Source organism: Chryseobacterium carnipullorum (genome assembly GCF_003815695.1).
Lineage (GTDB): Bacteria > Bacteroidota > Bacteroidia > Flavobacteriales > Weeksellaceae > Chryseobacterium > Chryseobacterium carnipullorum.
The window spans coordinates 417100-438780 of sequence record NZ_CP033920.1; the positions used below are offsets into that span (position 1 = coordinate 417100).

The 21681-nt window shown below is 33.5% G+C and carries 24 protein-coding genes; 1 reads left to right on the forward strand and 23 read right to left on the reverse strand.

Annotated elements, in window-relative coordinates:
* Positions 1–26: 26 nt before the first annotated feature.
* The 23 genes from EG346_RS01985 to EG346_RS02095 form a co-directional block, all read right to left on the reverse strand.
* Positions 27–1202: a hypothetical protein gene (locus tag EG346_RS01985; protein WP_123876824.1), complete on the reverse strand. Its 1176-nt coding sequence runs from the start codon at positions 1200–1202 to the stop codon at positions 27–29.
* An 86-nt stretch (positions 1203–1288) separates the two neighbouring features.
* A complete protein-coding gene (locus EG346_RS01990) occupies positions 1289–1507 on the reverse strand; it encodes a PRTRC system protein C (protein ID WP_123876825.1) in 219 nt (72 codons plus the stop codon).
* Positions 1508–1518: 11 nt separating this feature from the next.
* The gene (locus EG346_RS01995; RefSeq protein ID WP_123876826.1) at positions 1519–2070 is read right to left on the reverse strand and encodes a PRTRC system protein E; all 552 of its coding nucleotides are present in this window, start codon (positions 2068–2070) and stop codon (positions 1519–1521) included.
* Between the two features lie 51 nt (positions 2071–2121).
* Positions 2122–2559 carry a hypothetical protein gene (locus EG346_RS02000; RefSeq protein WP_123876827.1) on the reverse strand — a complete coding sequence of 146 codons (438 nt, stop codon included), beginning with the start codon at positions 2557–2559 and terminating at the stop codon, positions 2122–2124.
* 18 nt (positions 2560–2577) lie between these two features.
* On the reverse strand, positions 2578–2787 hold the full coding sequence (locus EG346_RS02005) for an addiction module toxin RelE (protein WP_123876828.1): 210 nt from the start codon (positions 2785–2787) through the stop codon (positions 2578–2580).
* Between the two features lie 12 nt (positions 2788–2799).
* Entirely contained in the window at positions 2800–3198 is a 399-nt protein-coding gene (locus EG346_RS02010; RefSeq protein ID WP_123876829.1) for a single-stranded DNA-binding protein, read from the reverse strand.
* Between the two features lie 40 nt (positions 3199–3238).
* Positions 3239–3475, reverse strand: a complete 237-nt coding sequence (locus EG346_RS02015) for a hypothetical protein (protein ID WP_123876830.1) — start codon at positions 3473–3475, stop codon at positions 3239–3241.
* Positions 3476–4504: 1029 nt separating this feature from the next.
* Entirely contained in the window at positions 4505–5581 is a 1077-nt protein-coding gene (locus EG346_RS02020) for a PDDEXK nuclease domain-containing protein (protein ID WP_123876831.1), read from the reverse strand.
* Between the two features lie 380 nt (positions 5582–5961).
* On the reverse strand, positions 5962–6660 hold the full coding sequence (locus EG346_RS02025) for a DUF4240 domain-containing protein (protein WP_228426539.1): 699 nt from the start codon (positions 6658–6660) through the stop codon (positions 5962–5964).
* 64 nt (positions 6661–6724) lie between these two features.
* Positions 6725–7306 (reverse strand): hypothetical protein, encoded by a 582-nt coding sequence (locus tag EG346_RS02030; RefSeq protein ID WP_123876832.1) that lies wholly within the window; start codon positions 7304–7306, stop codon positions 6725–6727.
* A gap of 8 nt (positions 7307–7314) precedes the next feature.
* The gene (locus EG346_RS02035) at positions 7315–7878 is read right to left on the reverse strand and encodes a hypothetical protein (RefSeq protein WP_123876833.1); all 564 of its coding nucleotides are present in this window, start codon (positions 7876–7878) and stop codon (positions 7315–7317) included.
* Positions 7879–7906: 28 nt separating this feature from the next.
* Complete coding sequence (locus tag EG346_RS25535) at positions 7907–8020, reverse strand: immunity protein Imm33 domain-containing protein (RefSeq protein ID WP_456236598.1); 114 nt, start codon at positions 8018–8020, stop codon at positions 7907–7909.
* A 110-nt stretch (positions 8021–8130) separates the two neighbouring features.
* Positions 8131–8538 (reverse strand): hypothetical protein, encoded by a 408-nt coding sequence (locus EG346_RS02045; protein ID WP_123876834.1) that lies wholly within the window; start codon positions 8536–8538, stop codon positions 8131–8133.
* A 191-nt stretch (positions 8539–8729) separates the two neighbouring features.
* A complete protein-coding gene (locus EG346_RS02050; protein WP_123898009.1) occupies positions 8730–9509 on the reverse strand; it encodes a DUF2314 domain-containing protein in 780 nt (259 codons plus the stop codon).
* Positions 9509–10486 carry a hypothetical protein gene (locus tag EG346_RS02055; protein WP_123876836.1) on the reverse strand — a complete coding sequence of 326 codons (978 nt, stop codon included), beginning with the start codon at positions 10484–10486 and terminating at the stop codon, positions 9509–9511. The genes EG346_RS02050 and EG346_RS02055 overlap by 1 nt, the downstream gene beginning before the upstream one ends.
* Positions 10486–10851, reverse strand: coding sequence for a hypothetical protein (locus EG346_RS02060; protein ID WP_123876837.1), 366 nt, complete (start codon positions 10849–10851; stop codon positions 10486–10488). The genes EG346_RS02055 and EG346_RS02060 overlap by 1 nt, the downstream gene beginning before the upstream one ends.
* 24 nt (positions 10852–10875) lie before the next feature.
* The gene (locus tag EG346_RS02065) at positions 10876–11961 is read right to left on the reverse strand and encodes a putative toxin (protein WP_123876838.1); all 1086 of its coding nucleotides are present in this window, start codon (positions 11959–11961) and stop codon (positions 10876–10878) included.
* Positions 11962–11969: 8 nt separating this feature from the next.
* Positions 11970–13064, reverse strand: coding sequence for a hypothetical protein (locus tag EG346_RS02070; protein ID WP_123876839.1), 1095 nt, complete (start codon positions 13062–13064; stop codon positions 11970–11972).
* 14 nt (positions 13065–13078) lie between these two features.
* Positions 13079–13300, reverse strand: a complete 222-nt coding sequence (locus EG346_RS02075; RefSeq protein WP_123876840.1) for a hypothetical protein — start codon at positions 13298–13300, stop codon at positions 13079–13081.
* A 75-nt stretch (positions 13301–13375) separates the two neighbouring features.
* Complete coding sequence (locus EG346_RS02080) at positions 13376–14203, reverse strand: DUF695 domain-containing protein (RefSeq protein WP_164466374.1); 828 nt, start codon at positions 14201–14203, stop codon at positions 13376–13378.
* A gap of 745 nt (positions 14204–14948) precedes the next feature.
* Positions 14949–16016 (reverse strand): nucleotidyl transferase AbiEii/AbiGii toxin family protein, encoded by a 1068-nt coding sequence (locus tag EG346_RS02085; RefSeq protein ID WP_123876842.1) that lies wholly within the window; start codon positions 16014–16016, stop codon positions 14949–14951.
* Positions 16017–16038: 22 nt separating this feature from the next.
* Entirely contained in the window at positions 16039–16785 is a 747-nt protein-coding gene (locus tag EG346_RS02090; protein ID WP_123876843.1) for a DUF6577 family protein, read from the reverse strand.
* A gap of 465 nt (positions 16786–17250) precedes the next feature.
* The gene (locus EG346_RS02095; protein WP_123876844.1) at positions 17251–17784 is read right to left on the reverse strand and encodes a helix-turn-helix domain-containing protein; all 534 of its coding nucleotides are present in this window, start codon (positions 17782–17784) and stop codon (positions 17251–17253) included.
* A gap of 932 nt (positions 17785–18716) precedes the next feature.
* Between EG346_RS02095 and EG346_RS02100 the strand changes: the two genes are divergently transcribed.
* Positions 18717–21608 carry a SusC/RagA family TonB-linked outer membrane protein gene (locus EG346_RS02100; RefSeq protein WP_123876845.1) on the forward strand — a complete coding sequence of 964 codons (2892 nt, stop codon included), beginning with the start codon at positions 18717–18719 and terminating at the stop codon, positions 21606–21608.
* The last annotated feature ends 73 nt before the right edge of the window (positions 21609–21681 follow it).

Sequence of the window (21681 nt, forward strand, 5' to 3'; positions counted from 1 at the left end):
GAATTATTCAGTTTTGTGTATATTGATTAGTTGAGCAACCCACACAATTCGTTCAAGAGCTTAAACAGCCTATTTTCAAAATCAAGGTTTTTGTCGGTTAGATTGCTTCCGTCAAAGGATTTAAAAATCATTGGTTCTTGGGTTTCAGCATATTCATTGAACTCGTTATTTATGGTGTCCATCAGATTATCATAGATTAATCCTTCACTCTCGGCAAAAAATGAAATGTATTTATCCATTGCGATAACCGTTTCCTCATTGTAATAGTCATCTTCATCCACATCGTTGGACTTGACATTATTGTTATAATGAGCATTCCTGTATATGCTTTCATTAGGGTAATCACAATACAGTTGGAAGGCTTTTTCTGCCAATGCAAGGCACTCTTTTTCAAATCTGTCTTTTGGTCTAAAACCTTTCACTCGTTGCTCAAAAAAAAGAAGATTATGAGGGTCGGATATTTTCTGTCCCATTATATCTCCAATAATTTCAGCACTTTGAAGTTCTTTTTTGCCGTTGTGACTATCGTCCATTTCTTCGTCTTGCTCCATCCAATCGGTAAGCATTTCATATATCCCGTAGAGATACGTGCCTTCCTGTCTGTAATATGGTATGTCTGCAATTCTGTATAAGTAAGAGCAAACCGACAAGAGCAGGCAGGCTGCTTTTCTATGCGCCTTGTTTTTTAGTAACTGATAAAGGGGTCTAACAGGAACATAGTACAATATCGTTCCTGTGTTGCATCTTTCCTGGACAGCAAAACAGGTTTTACTTCCTTTTTCAATCACTCTGATGTTATCCCAATTTTCAGTCTTGCTTTTCAACTGTCTTTTAATATCCCAAAGGGAAAGGCTGATATTATAGGGGTAATTAAAATGCTGTGTCGGAATCGGAGTAATTTCATAATGCATTGCCAATTGAGAAAGGGACTTATAAAAATCCCTTTCTGTTTTAGCAGACTTACGTTTGCCTTGTTTTGCTGTTATTTCATTTTCTTTTAATTTCGGCATAAAGCAGGTTTTCAGAAAAGCATCGGAAGTTGGGACATAGGAACTGATTTCCGTTGGTCTTTCTGAACTTCCGAGCTGTTTTTCATCTGATTCATCCATTGTGCGTACTCTCTCAACTGTTGGTGCAGTCGTCTTTGCTTTTTTTCTTCGGGTGGTTGAATGGTTCCCGATATGGTCTTTCGTTGCATTCATTTTGGTTTTGGTTGTCTGTTGATAGTTGATTGGATGGGAATTTTTGCAAAATTGCAGTTGGCTGTAAGCAAACCGCAATATGCCTGTTACCCTTTCGTTCCCATTACACTTTCAAATTGGTATTCAACTGCATCATCTTTGATTTTCGGCGCTGAAATTTTTGAAGTGGTCAAAATCGGGTACGTGTTGGCGTAAAAATTCATTACGGATTCAACGCTCCATTTGGGTTCGGGGTCTGGAAGTTTGATTTCTTGTCCGTTATCTTTCAGTATAAAAACTCGTTCTAATAGTGTTGCAAGTAGCATAATTTTGATTTTTAAATTTGAGTTTCAGTTAAGTTCTCGGTGGGGTTTTCAGAGAAAAGACTTGGCGCAAAATGCCTTTCATATTCGTCCTGCTTTTTGCGGATATTCTCTGCATAGTCGGGATATTCCGATGCTTTTGGAAGTACAGACCACGCTTCTTTGTACTTGCCTTCTTTTTCGAGGTTTTCGGCTTTCTGCAAGGCATCTTTATATTTTTTGTCTTTAGCTTCCTTTTCTTTTTTCTCCTTGTCGTATTTTTCCTTTTCCATTGCCGACTTCTTCTTGGCTTCTTCAACCTGTTTCATAAAACTTTCCATATCCACCATCAATCCCGAAGCGGTTTGTAGCGGTATCGAAATATTTTCAAAAAATCCGTTGTCCAATTCCTCTGCCGTCCCCCTCAAATTAAGTGGTGGAATGAGTTTCCTTGCTTCATCCCCGCATTGCTCATTGTTGAGCAATACGGAAAGGACAAAACTGTTTTCTGTGGTCTGTCGGAGTGTGATTTGTAAATCTCCGGTAAGATTCAACTTGGCTATCTGTCTGAAAAAATTGGTTTGCATAATACTTTGATTTTAGAATTTAAATTTTAGATTTTCACTTTGAATCTTGAATCATTTTATCAATTCCCATAATGAAAATTCTTCTGTCCAAAATTCTTCACTCGTGTGTTTTCCGAAAGCATTGTAAATGGCGTTTCCACTTTTGAAAACCTGCATTTGGTAGCAATTCAGATTATTTTCAGGTTGCAACATTTTTTTCAAATCTTCTTTTTCCAATTCGATAAAAATCCTGCTACTCTCCGAAAGCCATTGTTTAACTTCGGGATATTTTTCTTCCGAAAACCTGAAAAACTCAACGTTGGTATCGGCATAGTTCAGCCACTTCAAATCATAATCGTTTTCGACTATTTTTACGGCTTCCAATCTTTTCTTTTGGGTTTGCTTCCAATCTTCTGTAATATGGATAATGGCAAAATCGCCATTATCCCATTCACTGTTCGTCATTGCTTTGATGAGCAGATATTCTGTTGCTGTGATTGATGTTTTCATTTGATTATTTTTGTTGAATTAATGGTTTTCATAAATGTATGTTCCGCTTAACTTTAGCGGTTCTGTTCCCTGTGTCATTCGTATTTCCGAATTGAAAATCTTTGAAAGATTTCTTGCATAGCGTATTGCTTTGGTTCTGTCACAATGGGTCTTATAATAGACTTCTATCGCTTCCCATCCTCTTCTATCCTTTCGGTGTTTCATCTGAAAATTAAACTGTGCTTCCATAATTCTGAATTCTTAGAATGGTAAATCGTCATCCGTGTCTTCTGCGAACACATTCGTTTTCTCTGATGTTTCGGTTGGCTTGACCTGTGCCTCCCATTTCTGCCCTCCGCCGTGTGATTTTATTTTTGAAGTATGGAAGTTCAGACCTGACTTTATTTCTCCGTCTTTTCCAATCCACGCACTCGAACTTGCTCTACCTGTCAATTCTACCAAAGTTCCTTTGGTAAGAATTTTTGCCACATTGGGACTTATCCAATAGGAACAATTGTAATAGGTGATCTGTTCTTTTATGTCGCCTTGTCTGGTCTTGTAGCTGTCATTGATGGCTACTGAAAAATTAACGACCTGTTTGTCGTTTTTCAAATTGTTGATTTCTGCGTTTTTGGTAACTCTACCGATAATTGTGTTCATAATACTTCGATTTTAATTGTTAATAATTAATTTTTTGGAGTTAATAATTTTGAGATTTCTGATTTTTAATTTCCTTATGGGCGGTTGTCCAAATTTTCATTACATTCTCATCTTCATTATGCCTTATTGTAATTTCAAATAAAAAGGGTACTTCTAATTCATTTTCTGAAAATTTCTTATCGATGCAGTGATAATATCTAATGTTTATCAGTTCTCTTTTTTCAAATAATTTTTCAATTTCTGTTATTGTAATTTTTCTTTTAATAGTAGTATTCATATTATTTTAATTTTTTAGTTGTTGGTTGAAATTTGAGAGTGATTTGATTTGGTATCGAGGACACTCGGCTCTTTTCTTTTTTACTTTTACCAGATTGGAAAAGCACTATTCTTTGTTGTTTTTATTTTGTTTTTTTCGTTGATTTCAAAGAGCGACTGCTATTAAATTGATTCGTATAACTGAGGTTCCGACTTTTTCTTTGCCGATGATTATAGGACAGTAGCAGCCACACAAAACCCGATTCAAGACCCGTAATAGAATACAGGCTTTGAATCGGGCTGGAAATCTTTTTGTCCGAAGGATTCAGGAGTGTCTGGAAAAATTATTGGAACAAAGTGGAAAGAATTTTTGTAGAAACCCAAAAAGATTTTTTTGAGTGAATGATACTGTGCTACATTTGCAACAGTAAAAAGTAAAAACCACAGTTAGGAGTGATTTGATGGGCGTTCTTTAAAATTGAAAAAAATAAAATCTAAAACAAAAAGGAACAGCTTTTTAAAATGTATTGGTAGAAAAACTCATTCTTTTTTATAGAAATGAAATTGCCTAAATTCTTGGGTAGAAATTATTTATTTTACTTATTGCAAACAAGAAACGATAATTGGAAATTGGACAATCTGGTCATTAATTGGACTGAAAATATGGATATGTAATTTCAGAATAGGTCCTATTTAACTTTGTTTTTGTACTGCCCGATTGCTTAGTGGCAATAGGTAATCGTATTTTTGATAAAGAATAAAAGGGTAAACTATTGAAGTTATTTGATAACACCTTCACTATGATTACAACCTGGATTTCGTAGTAATTTTTATGTAAGACAAATCAACTTATCCTTGAAAATGTAGACTTTATTATCCACCGGATTTATGATTTGGAGAAAACAAATAAAGAAAGAAGGGGAAAGTTTTATGGATAAAAGACTTATAACATTTTGTACACTTCTTAGGCAGAATAGACGAGCTACTCTTTAGTCACCCAATTGATGTGCAGCAAATTTACAATAACTCTTAAAATATGACTGGATTCATTTTATTCGATTTTCCTACTGTTTTCGAATAATTCGTGTAATTTATTTTGCAGCAATTTCTTATCTGGTAATTGTAACTTATATTCAGTAACCAATGTAGGGGACAGACTTCGACTTAATGCGTATTCTACCACTTCATTCTCTTTGTCTTTACATAATAGAATACCAATACTTGGTTTTTCGTTTTCCTTTTTCACATCACGATCTAATGCTTCCAAGTAGAAATTGAGTTGCCCTAAATGCTCAGGTTTAAATTTATCCGCCTTCAATTCAAATGCAACCAAACATTGCAAACCGCGATGATAAAATAATAGGTCAATATAAAAATCACTGTTGCCAACCTGCACCTTATATTCTTCATCAATATAGATAAAATCCCTTCCTAATTCAAGAATGAAATTTTTCATCTGCTGAATTAATCCTTTTTGAAGATCATTTTCACTGTGCGATTCCGGCAAATTCAGGAATTCAAAAATATAATTGTCCTTAAATGTGTTGGCAATATCAGCGTGGATTTCTTTTATCTGTGGAGACAATGTGGTACTTCCGATCATTGTCCGTTCAAAAAGACCTGCGGAAATTTGACGATCAAGCTCTCTTACACTGTAATTTTCCCGGATGCTCATTCGTAAATAAAACTCCCGTTCTTCCTCCGTTTTACAACGTGAGAAAATTGTACGGTGATGCGTCCAACTCAACTGAACTAAAATAGTGTTTCTAATATCCTTTGTTTCAAGTTGTGTCCTCGTTGGGGACGTAATATTATTACTTTGATTGTCAGTATTTTGTAATTGTGCCCTCACTGGGGACACAATTGAATGTGAAGCATAAGTTTCATAAAACTGCATCATTCTATAAAGTCCCCTGCGATTAAACCCCTTCAGTTCCGGATTATTTTTCTGAATAAAACCAGCAAGTTCATCTATAGTTTTATCACCCCATTCGGAAATGGACAATTTTTGTTTGATGTATGCTCCAACATTCCAATAAAGGTTAATCAGCTCGGTATTAACCGCTTTTATTGCATTGCTACGAGATTCTTTAATTAAATAAATTATATCTGCAAAACGTTGTTCCATAGTATTCTTGATATATGCGAAAATACGAATTATTATTTCTATTCGTTTTAAAAATGGTTAATTACTAGCTACCTGCCATCCATCAAATTATGAATTTGCAGCTATTTTTGAGACAAATTACTGTTAAAATTTTCTGTTAATTCACTCAGCATTCTACTCCATCCTACTTTGTGTTTTAAGTATTTTACCCTGTTGAATATCATAACTAATAAACCTTCATCGAACCATTTTTGGGCTTAAAACATCTTTTCCTTTATTAATGCTTTGAAATATAATATTTTCTTTATTAAATGAATTTATTTTAAATATCGAACAACAAACCTCAACAAAATTATCAATGAAAAGATGATATAACTGATCCCTTTTTAGCAGAAGTTTTTCTAATTCCAAAAGTGGACAAATAATTGTGGACAAAGTTTTTTCATACTTTCAGGATTTTCTTCTTTCCAGTCAAACTCAAATTGAGGATAATTTCCTTCATTTGTTTTAAATTTTTCATAGTCGATAAAATCATATAAATCTTTCCCTGTCTTTTTATTAAATGCCTCTAGTGCAACATACCAAAAACTTTCAAAGTCAAACATTTCATCTTCGCCATTTTCCTTTTCACTTATAAGAGTGTCTGGATTTTCTTTTGCTTTATAATAGACATCTTTTCCTCTCGAAATAACCCAATTTCTAAAATATTCAAATCCATCATCAGAACAACCGCCATTCATAATATATCCTGCACACCACATTTTTGAATTATAAGTATCATATAGTAGTTTGTCCGTTCTTAAACGAAAACCAATAATTTCTTTTGGGGATAATTTTTCAATTTCCTTAATTAGAAAAGCTTCTTGATTTTGCTGATTATTGGTATTTTTTAATGAATTATCAATTATCTTCCAAAAAATATTTTCATCTAACATTTCAGCAGTTTTTTCAATGTCGCTAAAATTGTTTTTACTTGATTTTTTTTCGTTTGATTGTGATTTTCCGAAGAGTTTTCCGAATAGTCCCATAGAGTTATTGTTTTCAGTATTTGAACAACTTAAAAATATTATCGAAATTGTTGTTAAAAAAAGTGTTTTCATGTAATTTCAGCTAACAATCATTTTTGTTATTATTCTTATTTGCAGTACTTAAATAGAAATTATTTTAATTAGTTTTCTTAATAGGTGGAGGTAAAGATTGTTTTTTTGGAAGATAATTATCAATTTGTTCTTGTTTTGTTATTTCCCTCCTTACCTTTTCAAAATCAATATTAAATCCGGATATTTTGCATGAGTCATTTTGACTAAAAATTTTGCTTTCTAATAAACTAATACTTTCATTGAACTCATTATCCATAAAAGGAAGTATAAAGCATAAATTTTCATTTTTATTATCTATTTTAAAAGACAAATAATTTGAACTTCCAGAATATCCAGAACCTGGTTCAAATTTCTTTTTAATGATAAAATCTTTTAGTTTTTTAGAGGACAGTTTATTTATACTCTCAATTTCATTTTTTGTTAATTGATACTTATAATATGCAGAATCATTATATCTTTTTAAAAAAACTTTAAGAATTCCTTTTTCATCAAATGCTGAATATGATGATATTAAAATTCCATTATTTTCAACATCGTAAGAAACTAATTTAAAATCATTTAATTTAGATTTTGTTGAGCAAAATGTAAGACTAAGGCAAATTCCTATGCATAGAATTATTGCTGTTAAAAATAATAACTTCTTCATTATATAAATTATTTTAAAGTTTGAAAAACGAGCCTTTGTTCAAAATTTTCTATAAATAGTCGATAGAACTGATTGACATTTGTTTTCTTATTATCAATAAAAATTTGTAAAATATCCCTCAATAGACTATCACTTTCTTTGGTTTGCTCAAAAAGCTTTTTTGCATTGTTAGGTTTAATTATATTAAAAATTGAAAAAATTATTGCGTCAGAAATATATTTATTGCTACAATTAGGATATTCAACTAATAATGCTCTGAGCGTTGTTACTCCTGATTGCTTAACTCCTAATGCTCTTATAATTCCTTCCTTATTTCTATGATGATATGGTAGTAAAAGATGTTTTGTCAAAGGCTCAATTGCTTCTACATAAGAATCTTTTGTATTTACCAAATCCCATATATTAGTAAGGATTAATCCATTTTTTTTAATCTCATTTAGTAATTCAAAAGTTTCATTATTAAGTTCCTTTTCAAACTCTATTCTTGCATTCTCCATTTCTTGAACCTCTTCTTTCGTTTTTGGTGTCTTATGTAAAAGAGAAATAAATTTTTGTTCCCAGTATGATTCCATAAGTATTCATATTTCAATTTTATTTTGACTATGATTGTTGAGTATCATTTGTTAATAAATTTTCATCAAACCAGACATCTTCAAAACCTTTGTCGTCTATCAAAAAACGATTTCCGGCAGGAAGTCCTAAATATTTTATTATGGGGTCAGTCGACGAAAAGTAAAATTTTGTACGTTAAGGATAAAATCTATTGATTTTTAAATTTTAATAGACTGACCCCAACTTATGAAAAATATTTTTTCCATCGAATTTTATTTGTTGGTATGATAAGTTGCTGTTCCACAATTGCCGTCTTCTTTACACTTATACATTATTGACATTTCTGTCTTTAGCTTATTGAAAGTAATTAGTACTTTATCTAATGCATCACTTTTAATTCCTTTGCAAACATACATTGTTGAGCCATCCTCAATAGGTGCTTTTTCAATAACAGATAACTCCAATGTAGCTTGGTCTTTAATTCCAATATAATTTACACTTATTAGCCTGTTGAATTCATCAATATTAACAGCAGTTTTGAAATTACCTTCTGAGTCATTATTTTCCCATTTCCCTTTCTCTGTGTTATATTTAACTGACATATGAGCATTGTATTCTAAACTTTGTGCATTATTAAATACAACGGATAAAAGAAATATTAAAAGTATAATTTTTTTCATTTTGCGATTATAAATTTTATTATTAGCAAATTTACATATTGGCTCTGAGAATTTATATAATATTTACTATTATAACCTTACATTTATATACAAAATTAATTAAATTATATAACGAAATGAACATTTCAGTATTTGAACAGTTTATAAATAATAATGAAATTGTTATTAAAATTAATGTTTTCATAAAATTATTACACTTGATAATCTTCAACCAGATTTAAAATTTTCCAATCTCCTTCTTTAGACTGACATACCCATAATTTGTTGAATGTAAAATTTCCATTTTGATAGATAACTTTTTCTTCAATTAATCGCTGATTCTGTTTTTCTTCTAAAAGAGTAAAACATCTTTCTATATTTTCGAAATTTGGAAATTCGTTTGATTGAAAAGTTTCAACCAAAGATGATTTTAATGCTTCTGCTATTTTATTTTTTGTCTCTGCGGTAATAATTGCGTCTCTTTCCTCCAGTAAATTTTTCGCTTCCATTTCAAAATCTCTACAAGAAATTACACCTTTTAAATCTTTATTTGAATAATAATTTTCAATTTTAATAATTACGCCCTCTGGAGTTGATGAATCAGGCTTGAAAAAATCATTTCCATCATCTATTTTAACTCCAAAATCTATATCAAAGTTTAGTTTTGCTTCATCATCAAGAGTATCTCTATAATGCCTTATAGTATAACCGCCAATCAATCTTCCGTCTTCAATAATCATCCAGTCTATGACATTATCAATCATAATCTTTTGTGAAATGCCGTTTTCAGCCAAGTTGCCTAAATAATAATTCCCTTCAATTTTAACATTTTCTAACCATACATAAACATCTTCACTATTTTTAAATTTAACAGAATTATATCCTGAAACCCCAGTTTTAATAAGGTCGTTAAAATACCATAAAGTACATTTTGCCTTATATAAATTGTATTGATAAATATTATCTTCTTCGATTTTTGCACTATTATTCATTACAAAATATCTTTTATCCACTGTGCAGATTTTAAAAATCGTTTTGCTGTATCGTCACCCCATTGCGCCCCATAATCAAATTCATAAATTCTACAGTTTTCATTTTTCAAAACGGCATGTACAATTTCTAAAAACATTTTCTTATCAATAATTGCGGATAGTTCTTGAAATTTATTATTCCAACTGGAAGTAGGATTAGCACCTCTGGCTGTATCGAAAAAACTAATTAACTGAACTTTTATCTCAAAGTCATTCCAATTATCTTTAAACAAATCCAAATTCAAAATATCTTTAATAATCTTATAGCAACCTTGTTTATTTTCTACTTGAAAGTTCTTTAAATAGCCAATTAATTCGGAATCGGTTTCTGATACTAATTTTAAAATCTTTTTAAAACAGATAATATCATGATGATAGGTTTTCTGATATATAATGTGTAATATATTTTTCAAAGTTTCAAACTTAACTTTGATAGTAGCCTGTTTAAAAATACCACGAACATTTTCTATTTTCAGTATATCTTCTAAAAAATTGCTGTTAGGAGAAACAAAATAGTTGTCTTTAAGATAAACAGTAACATGAAAGAAATCTTCTGGTGAATAGACAATTGTCTTGTCATTAACAAGTTTCGGTATCAAATTATCTCTAAGTAAAGCTCCTAACCTTGATACATATAGCGATCTTAAAAAAGCATCATTGAATACATTATTATAATGCAATAACTTAGGGAGGATGTATAGATAGCTTTTCCTTTCAATTTCTGATGAAATTATTTCATTGAATTTGGTCTCTAACTCTTTTTCTACTTTTAATTGTTCATCATGATTACTCGTTGCTTCTTCATGTTTCAATAGTAATAAATCAAACCAAAATTGAATATTAATAAAATCAGTTTCAGAAATATTTAGTTCTTTGGCTAAAATTTTGGATTTCGCCAATTCATCATTTTTAAAAGTTAAATATGAATTATTTGTCATTATTTTTTGAATAAATTTTCTCCAAATATTACTTTTTTATCTTCTATTGTATAGGGATAAATTTGCTGATATATATCGTCTGATGACAGTATGAATTCAATAACTAATACATCCTTTTCTTGATATTTTCCATCCATAGCAAGAGCATAAACCCGTACATCCTCATCTTTCAATTCGTCAAAAGCTCCAGTTAATAAAATGTTATATAGTTCTTTTGAGTCAGTTGATTCGGAATAGGCACCCACGTAAGTTAATTTTCCGTTCGCTCTGATATAAGTTCCATATGGAGCAAATACCCCATTTTCAAGTAAAAATTTCTCTGCTTGCTCTTTAACTGCTTCAAGCAATATTTCAATATTAGTCATAATTAAATATAATATATTTTTGACTTATGCACAACCAGGAATGCCAGCACAAGGATCTCTTGGTTTTGGCACTGGTGCAAACTTTGGTGCAGGAGCAGGAGTAACTTTGAGATTATCAATTTTAGGTTTTGCAGGTGGAGCATATCTTTGTATCTTGATTCCTGAGTTTTCAAGAGGCTTAGTAATTTCTGCCGACTTATTTAAATGTAATATTGCTTCTTGACCATTGCCTTTCGAAATTTGCTGTTGACCCCTGAGTTGTTTAGTTAATGACTGTTTAACAACATGCTTTATCTCAATTGTTCCACCTTCTTCTGTCATAGCATCAGGAATTGTTCGTCCAGTCTTTCCAGTCTTAGGATCAGTAAATTCATAAGTTTCTGTATTTTTTTCTCTTCCCATTTTAGCCAGTTCTTTTTTCTCGACATATCTACCAAAATTAAAGCGTTCCTGTCGTACTGAATTTTCAGTCGCTTTCGTTCCTACCTCTCCGACTTTTGTAAGAGGCTCAACAATATTTGGTTTAATTGACGATTCCTCAAATAATGGCATTAATCTCAGCCACCAACAACAGCCGTTCACTTCTTCAGGAGCTCTCCCATCCGGATCAACAAAACGAACAGGATTGTTGAAAGAAAAATTATAAGGCGACCATTCCGAAAACTCTTCACTCAAAGGATCAGGAGAGAACCAACGCCCTGCGGTATCAAGATACGGCTGTGCATCTGGATCGCTCAAATCAATTTCCCTAAATTCAACAATATCTCTCGTTTTTCTGTTAAAACGGACAGAACCTATACTAATAACGCTGTCAATATCGTGAACCTCTAAATATTTTCCCTTGCTTAAAGTGGCTATTTTAGGGTAAAAACCGTATTTTTTAAAAGGATTTGCCAGTTCAATATTTTTTCTTCTTCTCTCTGCTTCCTGTGGAGATAGCGAATCTCTGGATTTAAGCACTTCATCCATATAAGGTTTAGCACGTTCTTTTTTAGTTAGCTTTACAGGATTTACATATGGCTTTTCGGGCTTTTGAATAGCCTTATTTTGTACCTGAGCATTGGAAAATCCTGTAAGCAGGATAATAATAAAGTAAAATAATTTTTTCATGGTTGTGATTATTTGTCGAAGTTATTTATTAATTTTTTATTCTCATATTTATTTCTCTCCGTTCTCAATGATACGAGCCAGTCTAAGTACATATCTTCCGGCATTTGTCTGTACCCAAGATCATAAATGTGCCCGTATTCTTTTTTCATGAGTTCCATGAGTTCCTTTGTTTTTGGATCTTGTTGGGCAATTTTTATATTAGCAGAATTATTAGGGTCAAGATTTTGGTAATGCATCTGCTTTTCAAACTGCTTTTTATGAGTTTCTGCCCTTAAAATAAGACCTTTAGCAAAATTAGGATATACTTCTACAGCCCTGTTTAGAGCTTTTAATACAAACTCTCCATTATTGCCCGGAAAACTTCTATTGTATGCCTGAGCTAAGTCAAAAAGGCATAGTGCTAAACTTTCTTTATTGTTAAGTGCTTTCATAAAAACACCGTTTTTAATGGCATCCAAATGAATATATCCAGAAGCCATCAGCCATCCATCTTCCGGAAATATACCGCTTGTTAACTCGGTATTAAACCAACCAATAGATTTTATCTGATGTTTGATATATACATGGTTGGGTGCTAATGCTAAATTGGCTTCTACACCTAATTCCTCTGACAATATTTTATACAAATAGGGCATAGAGTTACAATTTCCTTTTTTTGTAATCAACAATTTAGAAACAAACAGGTTAGGGAGGTCGTTGTGCCCGAAAACATCGGTAAAATCATAAGCAAAAGGCTTATACTGAATAACAGTATCTTTATAAGCTATCGGAAGAGATCGGCACATGATAGAATAGACCGCAGAATATTTGCTAACCTTTTCCTTATCAGCTTCTTTATATTCCAGATCCCGATTTTTTAAAATACTCTGTGCAAATCTCTTTAAAAACTCGATCTCTTTATTGAGAGCTACAGTATCCAATTTCCCTTGATAATAGGCTTCTTCTACACTGAAAACAGCATTTTTAAAGCTGTATTTCTGTTTGCCTTCCAACATATTATCAATGGTCTGGTAAGAATCATTATAAAATTGATTGCTCTGAGCTTTGGCAGTTCCGGAACTGAGCAACCAAATAAGTATTGTAAGTGGTAATAAATTTTTCATAGATATATCTTCATTTATGTTTTAAGGTAAAAAAGCCTGCGTCTTTCTTCTTCTTTCTTTTTTTTCTCCTCAATCCGCCTTTTTTCTTCTTGCGCTTTTTTCAGTTCTTCCTGTTTTTTTCTCTGTTTTTCAGCATTCATCTGCTTTATTCTTTCCGCAATTTCTTCACTCTGCTGTCTGTTGGCTTCTCTTCCCATGTTGCCGAGCCATTCAGAATGGTTCTCTTCTTTACTCATATAGAATTTCGCTTTAAAGTTGTCACTAATATTTTGCTTTCAAGCGGATATTTTTCAGCACAAAGTATCAATTTGCTAGTCCTTTTCAATTGAAGTTTCCCAACCGTCATAATCTGCGTTTAATTCGTTAGCAAGTTTCCACAAATAAATTACATACACGTCCACGCTATTTTGGTCAACATAATCTATTCTTTTTATATGTAACTTAAATGGTGTTTCATCCAATTCTTTATCATAGTCTTTGTCCACTATACTAAATCCATCATTTGATATTTTTTGCAGAAATGTTTCTCTATCAGTTTCTGTTTGAAAATATATCCAATGGTCAACTTCTCTTGCCTTATTTAAACTATCTCCATTTTTTTCAAGTTGTTCAATTACATGTCTATTCTGAATACTTTGAAATTGTTGTGGCGTAGGATATAAAAAGTCAAAATAGTCATCCCATTCTTTGTCTTCCTTTGAACCATAGTCAAATTCGTATTTTGGGTAAGCAACCATCACCTCTGAAATTGTTTTGTCATACAGAATAGTGTCTCCAAAATAGAAATACAAATCTCTGTCGCCCGCTGATGTAAGTCGTCCTACATAGACGGCGTTGTGTTCAGAGATAATTCTTGCGACCAAAGCGTCTTCGATATCAGCCAAAATTCCGCTTTCTTCTTGTGAGGACAGTCCGTCCTCTCTTGGGTTGTTCATTCTGATAGAGACCCAAACAATATTTGGTTTATCTTTTATTGGTGCAACCTCACGAACTCCAAGGTCAACAAAGAGCGAACCTAAGTTATCATTTACGTTGCTGAAATAAAAATCCCATTCCTCTTCGTGTTCTTTTTTGGTGGCAGGAATCATTCCCGATTGTTTCTTATTTGTTTTGCCCAATAATTTGTCAAAAAGTCCCATATTAAATGCCGTTGTTATTATTGCCAATATTGCTGTTCCGATTATATTTTCTTTTCGATATCGGTTTTTGTGTCATCTGTTACACTTGGAGGTAACACTCAAATATAAACAATTATCTTATTTAGAAAACATTTGTAAATATTTAAGAACAAAATTTGTCATTGTGGTATTAGATAGATATAATGTAAAAAAAGCCGAACTACTAACCTGCGTTTGAATTACAAACACCTCCCTTTTAAAATTACGATTTCCCGTAAAATGGAAGAAAATTACCTATAAATTATTACGAATAATTAAATTTGCGAAATGAAGCAGCTTTCCTTTTACGAATTCTCACAACTGGCAAAAGATAAATAATACGAATTGGCACTAACCCACGGCGATTTTATTGACACATCCCAAAAGGACGATGTAAAATTTGCTTTATACAAACTATTCAATTTCTATGTTGAAGTTGTTTACGATTGTACGAAAAATAAAGTTGTAAGCCTTACTGGATTTCTACAATCTCCTTAGATCAACGGGTTATCTCGCACTTAAATAAAATAGATGTAAAGTTTAGATCGAGTATATAAATTTGCAATTACCATTCGATAAGTTCACTTAATTATTCTGAAAAATTAAGAATCTGCCAATCCACTTTAATTTCAACATTTTTACTAGATTCCTTTATTTTTTCAGCTATTGATTTTCTATGTGCTACACTAATTACTGCAAGACTACAGCTTTGCTGGCGCCAGTTTGATTATTGGGATTTTCTTATAAGCGAGATCTGGTACCAATAGAAGAAGGCTTCAGGATTCCCCTTTTTAAGTTTATTGAGCTTGGAATCAAACCCTTGATCGATTACCATCTCCTTGATACTTTCTATACCTTTATATTTTTCAAGTTCCTTTACTTTATATTTCAGCACAGTTGCTAGATAGGCAGCTTTTGCAGCATCGATAATAGCTCTATCTAAATGATAACTTTCGGAAAATATGAATCTTTTCACCTGGTTGATACCTGCTGAAAGTGCTTTAAAATCTCCTTTGCCTTTTTCTCCACGGGAGCAGATATGAAGTGCCGTATCGTAAATATCGTCAAGAACTCCATTTGCATCAGTTTCACATTTTCTATAACCAATCTCTGTTTTCGCAAAAATATCGAAAGTCCGACTAATAATACTGATATCAACAACAGGTTCCAAAAGGCTTCCAATATCGAAAAGCTGTTTCATGATCTCCATCGTTCTGGAATCGCCACTTTTCTCGTATGGTATTCCCGTGGTATTTGGCGCGAAGGCTGTAAGTTTATCTCCTAAGATGTCTTCATGGCATGGGATATTTACTTTTATAGGGTCACCAGATTGTATGACAAAACTTGAATCTATCGGAAAATTTAGAATTTTCGCATAGTGTGGTTCTTCAAAAAGAATATCCAGCAATACATAGTCTTCGGTCATATTAGACTTATGAACGGGTATATAAAAAAACTTGAAATGTGCCTTTTCAATGTCACCGGATGTTTGCCTCTGCTGCACCTCAAAGCGTGTAAAGCCTTGTTCAGATAAAAACCCTTGGAACTTTTCTTCGAGATCTTGCTTAGGATTACTAATAATTACATCAATATCGATGGAAAGTCGTTTGGTACTCTGCATCAATAACATGAGCGCTGTTCCTCCTTTAAAAACAAACTGAACTTCCGCCTTCACGAGCCCTTCAAGGAGAAGTAGTGCACGGATCACTTTTTCTATAAGAATTTTGTCTGCTTTGTTATTCTTAACAGAGACACTGTTCAGCCATTCAGTAGTAAGGCTGTCTTTTGATATCATAATAGTTTAGAATTTATAATGGTTATTGTTTAAGGAAGCGAGAGTCGTATATATATTTAATCAGCTCTTGTTTTCTGCCCTTTCGGTCAGCATATCGTAAAAGCCTGTTTTCATTTACAATGTATTTTTTAAATGCATTCATAAATATGCTTCTGAGCTCACTCCCTGCTAAGAATGTAAACTCCGGATCACAGAATATATCGACCAGCATTTTCTCAATGCTAATAATGGGTAACCCGTTTTGTTCATTTAAGGGGCTTTCAGTTGTAAGATATCGGACTATAATGGGTGAACGGAAATCAGGAAGAAGATCGTTTATCAGCATTTCCGAAGGACGTAAAAATACACCACTAAAATTATTTTTGAGTTGATAATACACGGACTCTGCAACATCACGTTCAACATCTACCAGCACGAATGGATACGCGCTTAGATGCTGGGCAAACTCGTTCAACAAGTCTGAGTTCCAAGAACAAAAAGAAACATCAGGAAAGTTTTTCCGGATAAATGTGCCGATTTTTTTTGACCTGGAAGATAGTTCCGGCCGATATAGCATGGCATCTCCGAGTTGAAACAATCCTCTTCCTACTCTATGCAGTATTGAGGATCTAACAAGATCATATACTCTCCACCTAATGGTAGTATCTGGAATCTTAGGGTCATTTATTTTAAAATAAGCACGCAGATCATCTAAGGAAAGTTCTGATTGATTCCCAAAATATTCCTGTAATGCTCTTTTATCCTTTTTATCCTTATCCTTTTTTACCATTGCAATAAAAATATTTTACAAACTTACGGCAAAAATATCATTTTACTGCCGTAAGTTTGATTTTTATTTAGATTAATGTAAGTTACAAATTATTATTAACTAAATACATACATACTGATATTTATAATTTCAAAAAAAAACAATATATGAAATAAAGATTAATAAGTATTTCAAACTTTCGGCAGTAAGTTTAATTTATTGCCAAAAGTTTGAAATCACTCAATAAATTACAATGAATATTAAACAGTACCAATAAGAAAGCTGCTTAAGAGCGAGGGAATATCCAAACTTAGGTAGAAATCATTTGGTTAAGCATCTCAATTGCAAATAGTGGGTCTGTAGAATCAAAGCGAATTCCAGCCTCCTCATGTTTGGGCATAGATCCTAAGCGATCAAAGAGACGATCCTGAAAAATTCCCCACCCCATAAACGCAATAGCATCTGTGTTAGTAAAGATTCTTGGTTTTAAAGTTTTCCTCTAAATTCATACAACTTGCTTCTACCAATTTTTCCAACCTCAACCAAATCTTCAAAACCTTTTCGGGTAATAGTATCTGCTATTCTAGACGTAGCAATTACCTCTTGTAGATTTTGAGGAAGTAAACTTTTGATATCCTTTGTTGTAAACTGTTTAGGAAGTTGTTTTGAATCTAATATTAATCTAATTTTTTCTGGAAGGTTCAGATTAATATTTGAAATAGGGATTTGCTTGTTCTTATTCTTCAATACGACCTTTTTCGTTGCTGATGGCAAGAGTTCAATTTGTGGGATTTTTTGTTTGGGATTAATAAAATCCAATAATGAAAGTCCATAAATTTTGGCAATGATGGCGGTTCTATCAAAGTCAATATTACCTGTCCCACTTTCAATAGAAGTATATAGTGCTTCTTGTAACTTTGTTAAAAGTGCAATTTCCTTGCGTGAACATTTATAATGCTCACGATATTTCCTAATTAAATCTCTGATTCTTTGGTTTTCTGATTTCAAATTATCAATCATTATTAAAATCGTACTATAATATTTTGTTATTACGATTATTATTTATATTTTTGCTTCAGTTAGTTATAATGTTTTATAATTAACAAATGAGTTCCGTCAAACAAAACGACCAATTTTTAAGACACGGAGCCCGAGGGAGTTAATTTCCCCGCTAATTTTGTACATTTGCACAAATGCGGGGGATATTCCCTTGCTGGAAGCTGTGTCTAGGGTGCTTGGTCGTACCTGTTTGGCAGTGGAAGGTGAGGGATTATCCTCCGCTATTTTTTATAGTAATCCTTCCAGAACTCATAACAAAATTTTTAAAAACAAAATATTATGAGAACGACATTTTCAACCATTCTTCTTATTTGCCCACCGGAGTAGTCCGCTAGCAAACCAGAAAAAAACTAACAGCTGTATACCACATTGCCTGCTTTAAATGCAGGATAGGCATATAACTTTTTAATAACCGACACCCCGAAATTCCTTTAATAGTAAAAGGAAAGCCAGACTACGCTTTAAACCCACACCTTAAAAGTACTCGCTTTCTTTCAATTTTCCAAATTATTTTTCAGCACGAAGGGAATTTATTACTAAAGACAAAAAAAAGTGAACGGTCTGTATAATTCAGATGGTTACGGCTGTTTTTAGATTTCATTAAAATGTTTTCTCATTTAGAAATGACACTTTACATTGAGTTTAAAACTCATTGCGGCTTCACAGCTTTCACGAGACGTTAATTTTCATTCATATTAATTTTTGACCTGTCCGGGCAGGGAGTTTTCTGCACTGGTAAAACTTCCTCCCGAAAGGTCTTTAAAACAATTAAAGTACAAACCAGACAGTAAAAATTAATCAACCATATAGACCAACAAAAAAGCCCTTTCCCTTAAAGTTTGCAGACCGTAGAGAAAGAGCAATCGTTTAACGAATTAAAACTTTTCAAAAGTATGAAAAAATCCTACACCAGCATAGGAGGCATTTCTTTTGCCCTTATACTGACGGTAACAGGCATTTCTTTTCAAGCGCAGGTACGGAGAATTACAGATACTATTCCACGAAACAATACCTCTGAAGTCTCTATGTTGAAGAAAAAGACGGATACCTTATCCCCTTTATCTAAACCAGATACAGAGCAAGTACAGCATATTGAAGAAGTGGTTTTGAATGCAGGCTACTACAAAGTCAAAGAAAAAGAAAGAACGGGAAGCATTGCTAAAGTTTCCGCTAAAGAAATCGAAAACCAGCCTGTCACAAATGTTCTTTCTGCTGCTCAGGGAAGAATGGTGGGAGTTAATATTGTCCAAAACAGCGGCGTTCCGGGGGGTGGCTACGATATCCAGATTCGTGGAAGAAACAGCCTTAGAACCAGGGGCAACAGCAGTATTGACGGTAATGCGCCATTGTATGTTGTAGATGGCATCCCAATAGGAGGAAATGTCGTGTCACCTTATTCAGGAGCGATTTTACCTGAAGCAGGTATTAATCCGCTTAACAGCATCAACCCCGGTGATATTGAGTCGATCGAAGTGTTAAAAGATGCTGATGCCACTGCGATCTATGGTTCAAGGGGAGCGAATGGTGTGGTTTTGATTACCACCAAAAAAGCCAAGAAAGGAAAGCTGTCGCTCAGCCTGAATACCTCTTATGCCCTAAGCCAAGCCTTCTCTAATTTGAAAATGATGAACACCGAGCAGTATTTGAGTGTAAGAAGACAGGCTTTTGCCAATGACGGAATCACGAATTATCCCGTCACTGCGTATGATGTCAATGGAGTATGGGATCAGAACCGGAATACAGACTGGGCGAAAACCCTGATCGGGAATACCGCCTCTCAATCTATTACCCAATTATCCTTAAGCGGAGGAAGTGAAACCACTACTTTTTTACTCAGTCTCGGACATCAGGAACAAACCACGGTTTTTGGAAAAGATTTCAAGTATAAGACCAACAATATTTCGAGCAATATCTCGCATCGTTCGTCAGACAAGAAATTTATGCTGAATGTATCGAATCTTTTTTCGATGCAGGAAAATAATGTGCTGAATCAGGATGTTACAAGAAATGCTTTTATATTATCATCTAATGCTCCGACTCTGTATGACCAAGATGGGAACCTGAATTGGGAGAATAATACATTTAATAATCCTGTAGCGGCTTATAACTCTACCTATTCCAATAAAAATTTACAATTCCTCAATAATCTGAGTACAGAATATGAACTCTTTTCGAATTTTAAGATCAAGCTCAACAGTGGTTCGAACTATCAAATCTTTGAAGAATGGTCTTTAATTCCTCATACGATCTACAATCCCTCATCAGGATTAACCCCGGCGTATTCACAGGCATATACTGCAAACAGCAATAAATTGTCATTCATTGTTGAGCCTCAATTAAATTATTTATTTAAAAAAGGAAAACATCAACTGGATGTTTTAGTAGGGGGAACCTATCAAAGTGATGTGACAAATCAGCAATCGCTTCAGGGATACGGATTCCAAAGCAATGCTTTTATCCAGAATATTGGATCGGCACAGACCAAGATTATTTCCGACTTGATAAAGACGCAGTATAAATATGCCGCGGTATTCGGAAGGATCAACTACCAGTTTGGCCATAAGTATATCCTAAATATTACAGGGAGAAGAGATGGGAGCAGCAGGTTCGGACCGAATAATAAATTTGTCAATTTTGGAGCGGTAGGAGCCGCATGGTTGTTCTCCAAAGAAGATGTATTCAAATCTCTCAATTTAAAATGGTTGTCCTTTGGAAAGCTGAGAGCAAGTTACGGTTCTTCAGGAAGTGATAATATAGGCGATTACCAATACAGGGATACTTTTATTACTTCATCTACCCTTATCTATAATGGAGTCGTAGGATTATCCCCATCAAGATTGTTTAATCCCGATTTCAGTTGGGAGAAAACGGTAAAACTGGAAACGGCACTGGAACTAGGATTCTTTAATAACCGCTTGAACATGACGGCAGCCTATTACCGAAACCGTTCTTCGAATCAATTGGTAGGATACCAACTTCCGGCAATAACAGGCTTTACTTCGGTACTTGCCAATCTGGATGCTACAGTGCAGAATACAGGACTGGAAATTGAAATGAGCGGAAAACCTATATCCAGCGATGATTTCAAATGGGACGCCAGCTTTAACATCAGCTTTCCCAAAAACAAGCTGATTGCATTTCCGGGACTTGAGGGCTCTACCTATACTAATTCGTATGTGATTGGTGAGCCTGTTTCTATTGTAAAGCTCTATCATCTGGAAGGTATCAATCCACAGACCGGACAATACCAGTTTACGGATTATAATAAAGATGGTAAAATTACTTCCCCTGACGACAGGCAGGTGATTAAAAATATAGGGATCGAATTTTTCGGAGGGCTTAACAACAGTTTCACTTATAAAAACTGGAATCTTTCATTTTTACTCCAGTTTGTGAAACAGCAGAACAGGAACTACAATTATATTATGCCTTCTCCGGGAATTATGAACAACCTTCCGGTAGAGGCACTTGACGTTTGGTCAGCTCAAAATCCTGATGGCTATTATATACCGTATCATTCTACAGCAACTGCTTCCCATGTTTTGTTTCAGGGCAGTGATGCTAGTGTTTCAGATGCTTCATTTATAAGGTTGAAGAATCTTCAGATAGGATACAGAATCCCGATAGAAAGTAATAAAAGTATCATCAAAGAAGCTAAGATTTATTTTCAGGGACAGAATTTGTACACATGGACAAAATATTTTGGAATTGATCCCGAATTTTCTTCCATCGGCTTTTTACCACCCCTAAGAACCTATTCTTTAGGAATGCAAATCAGCTTTTAATCACAATGGCCAATAGTTGATCGCCTACGGTTGATAGTATTTGATAATGATGAATGATAATTAAAAATATTGA

Bases quoted from the DNA above. Each gene is read 5' to 3' on its own strand.
- EG346_RS02035 (WP_123876833.1), bottom strand. From the start codon at position 7,878: ATGGAATCATACTGGGAACAAAAATTTATTTCTCTTTTACATAAGACA.
- EG346_RS02005 (WP_123876828.1), bottom strand. From the start codon at position 2,787: ATGGAAGCACAGTTTAATTTTCAGATGAAACACCGAAAGGATAGAAGA.
- EG346_RS01990 (WP_123876825.1), bottom strand. From the start codon at position 1,507: ATGCTACTTGCAACACTATTAGAACGAGTTTTTATACTGAAAGATAAC.
- EG346_RS02030 (WP_123876832.1), bottom strand. From the start codon at position 7,306: ATGAAGAAGTTATTATTTTTAACAGCAATAATTCTATGCATAGGAATT.
- EG346_RS02070 (WP_123876839.1), bottom strand. From the start codon at position 13,064: ATGAAAAATTTATTACCACTTACAATACTTATTTGGTTGCTCAGTTCC.
- EG346_RS02095 (WP_123876844.1), bottom strand. From the start codon at position 17,784: ATGATTGATAATTTGAAATCAGAAAACCAAAGAATCAGAGATTTAATT.
- EG346_RS02045 (WP_123876834.1), bottom strand. From the start codon at position 8,538: ATGAAAAAAATTATACTTTTAATATTTCTTTTATCCGTTGTATTTAAT.
- EG346_RS02000 (WP_123876827.1), bottom strand. From the start codon at position 2,559: ATGAAAACATCAATCACAGCAACAGAATATCTGCTCATCAAAGCAATG.
- EG346_RS02085 (WP_123876842.1), bottom strand. From the start codon at position 16,016: ATGATATCAAAAGACAGCCTTACTACTGAATGGCTGAACAGTGTCTCT.
- EG346_RS02075 (WP_123876840.1), bottom strand. From the start codon at position 13,300: ATGAGTAAAGAAGAGAACCATTCTGAATGGCTCGGCAACATGGGAAGA.
- EG346_RS02060 (WP_123876837.1), bottom strand. From the start codon at position 10,851: ATGACTAATATTGAAATATTGCTTGAAGCAGTTAAAGAGCAAGCAGAG.
- EG346_RS02065 (WP_123876838.1), bottom strand. From the start codon at position 11,961: ATGAAAAAATTATTTTACTTTATTATTATCCTGCTTACAGGATTTTCC.
- EG346_RS02010 (WP_123876829.1), bottom strand. From the start codon at position 3,198: ATGAACACAATTATCGGTAGAGTTACCAAAAACGCAGAAATCAACAAT.
- EG346_RS02090 (WP_123876843.1), bottom strand. From the start codon at position 16,785: ATGGTAAAAAAGGATAAGGATAAAAAGGATAAAAGAGCATTACAGGAA.
- EG346_RS02025 (WP_228426539.1), bottom strand. From the start codon at position 6,660: ATGAAAACACTTTTTTTAACAACAATTTCGATAATATTTTTAAGTTGT.
- EG346_RS02015 (WP_123876830.1), bottom strand. From the start codon at position 3,475: ATGAATACTACTATTAAAAGAAAAATTACAATAACAGAAATTGAAAAA.
- EG346_RS01995 (WP_123876826.1), bottom strand. From the start codon at position 2,070: ATGCAAACCAATTTTTTCAGACAGATAGCCAAGTTGAATCTTACCGGA.
- EG346_RS02055 (WP_123876836.1), bottom strand. From the start codon at position 10,486: ATGACAAATAATTCATATTTAACTTTTAAAAATGATGAATTGGCGAAA.
- EG346_RS01985 (WP_123876824.1), bottom strand. From the start codon at position 1,202: ATGAATGCAACGAAAGACCATATCGGGAACCATTCAACCACCCGAAGA.
- EG346_RS02080 (WP_164466374.1), bottom strand. From the start codon at position 14,203: ATGGGACTTTTTGACAAATTATTGGGCAAAACAAATAAGAAACAATCG.
- EG346_RS02100 (WP_123876845.1), top strand. From the start codon at position 18,717: ATGAAAAAATCCTACACCAGCATAGGAGGCATTTCTTTTGCCCTTATA.
- EG346_RS02050 (WP_123898009.1), bottom strand. From the start codon at position 9,509: ATGAATAATAGTGCAAAAATCGAAGAAGATAATATTTATCAATACAAT.
- EG346_RS02020 (WP_123876831.1), bottom strand. From the start codon at position 5,581: ATGGAACAACGTTTTGCAGATATAATTTATTTAATTAAAGAATCTCGT.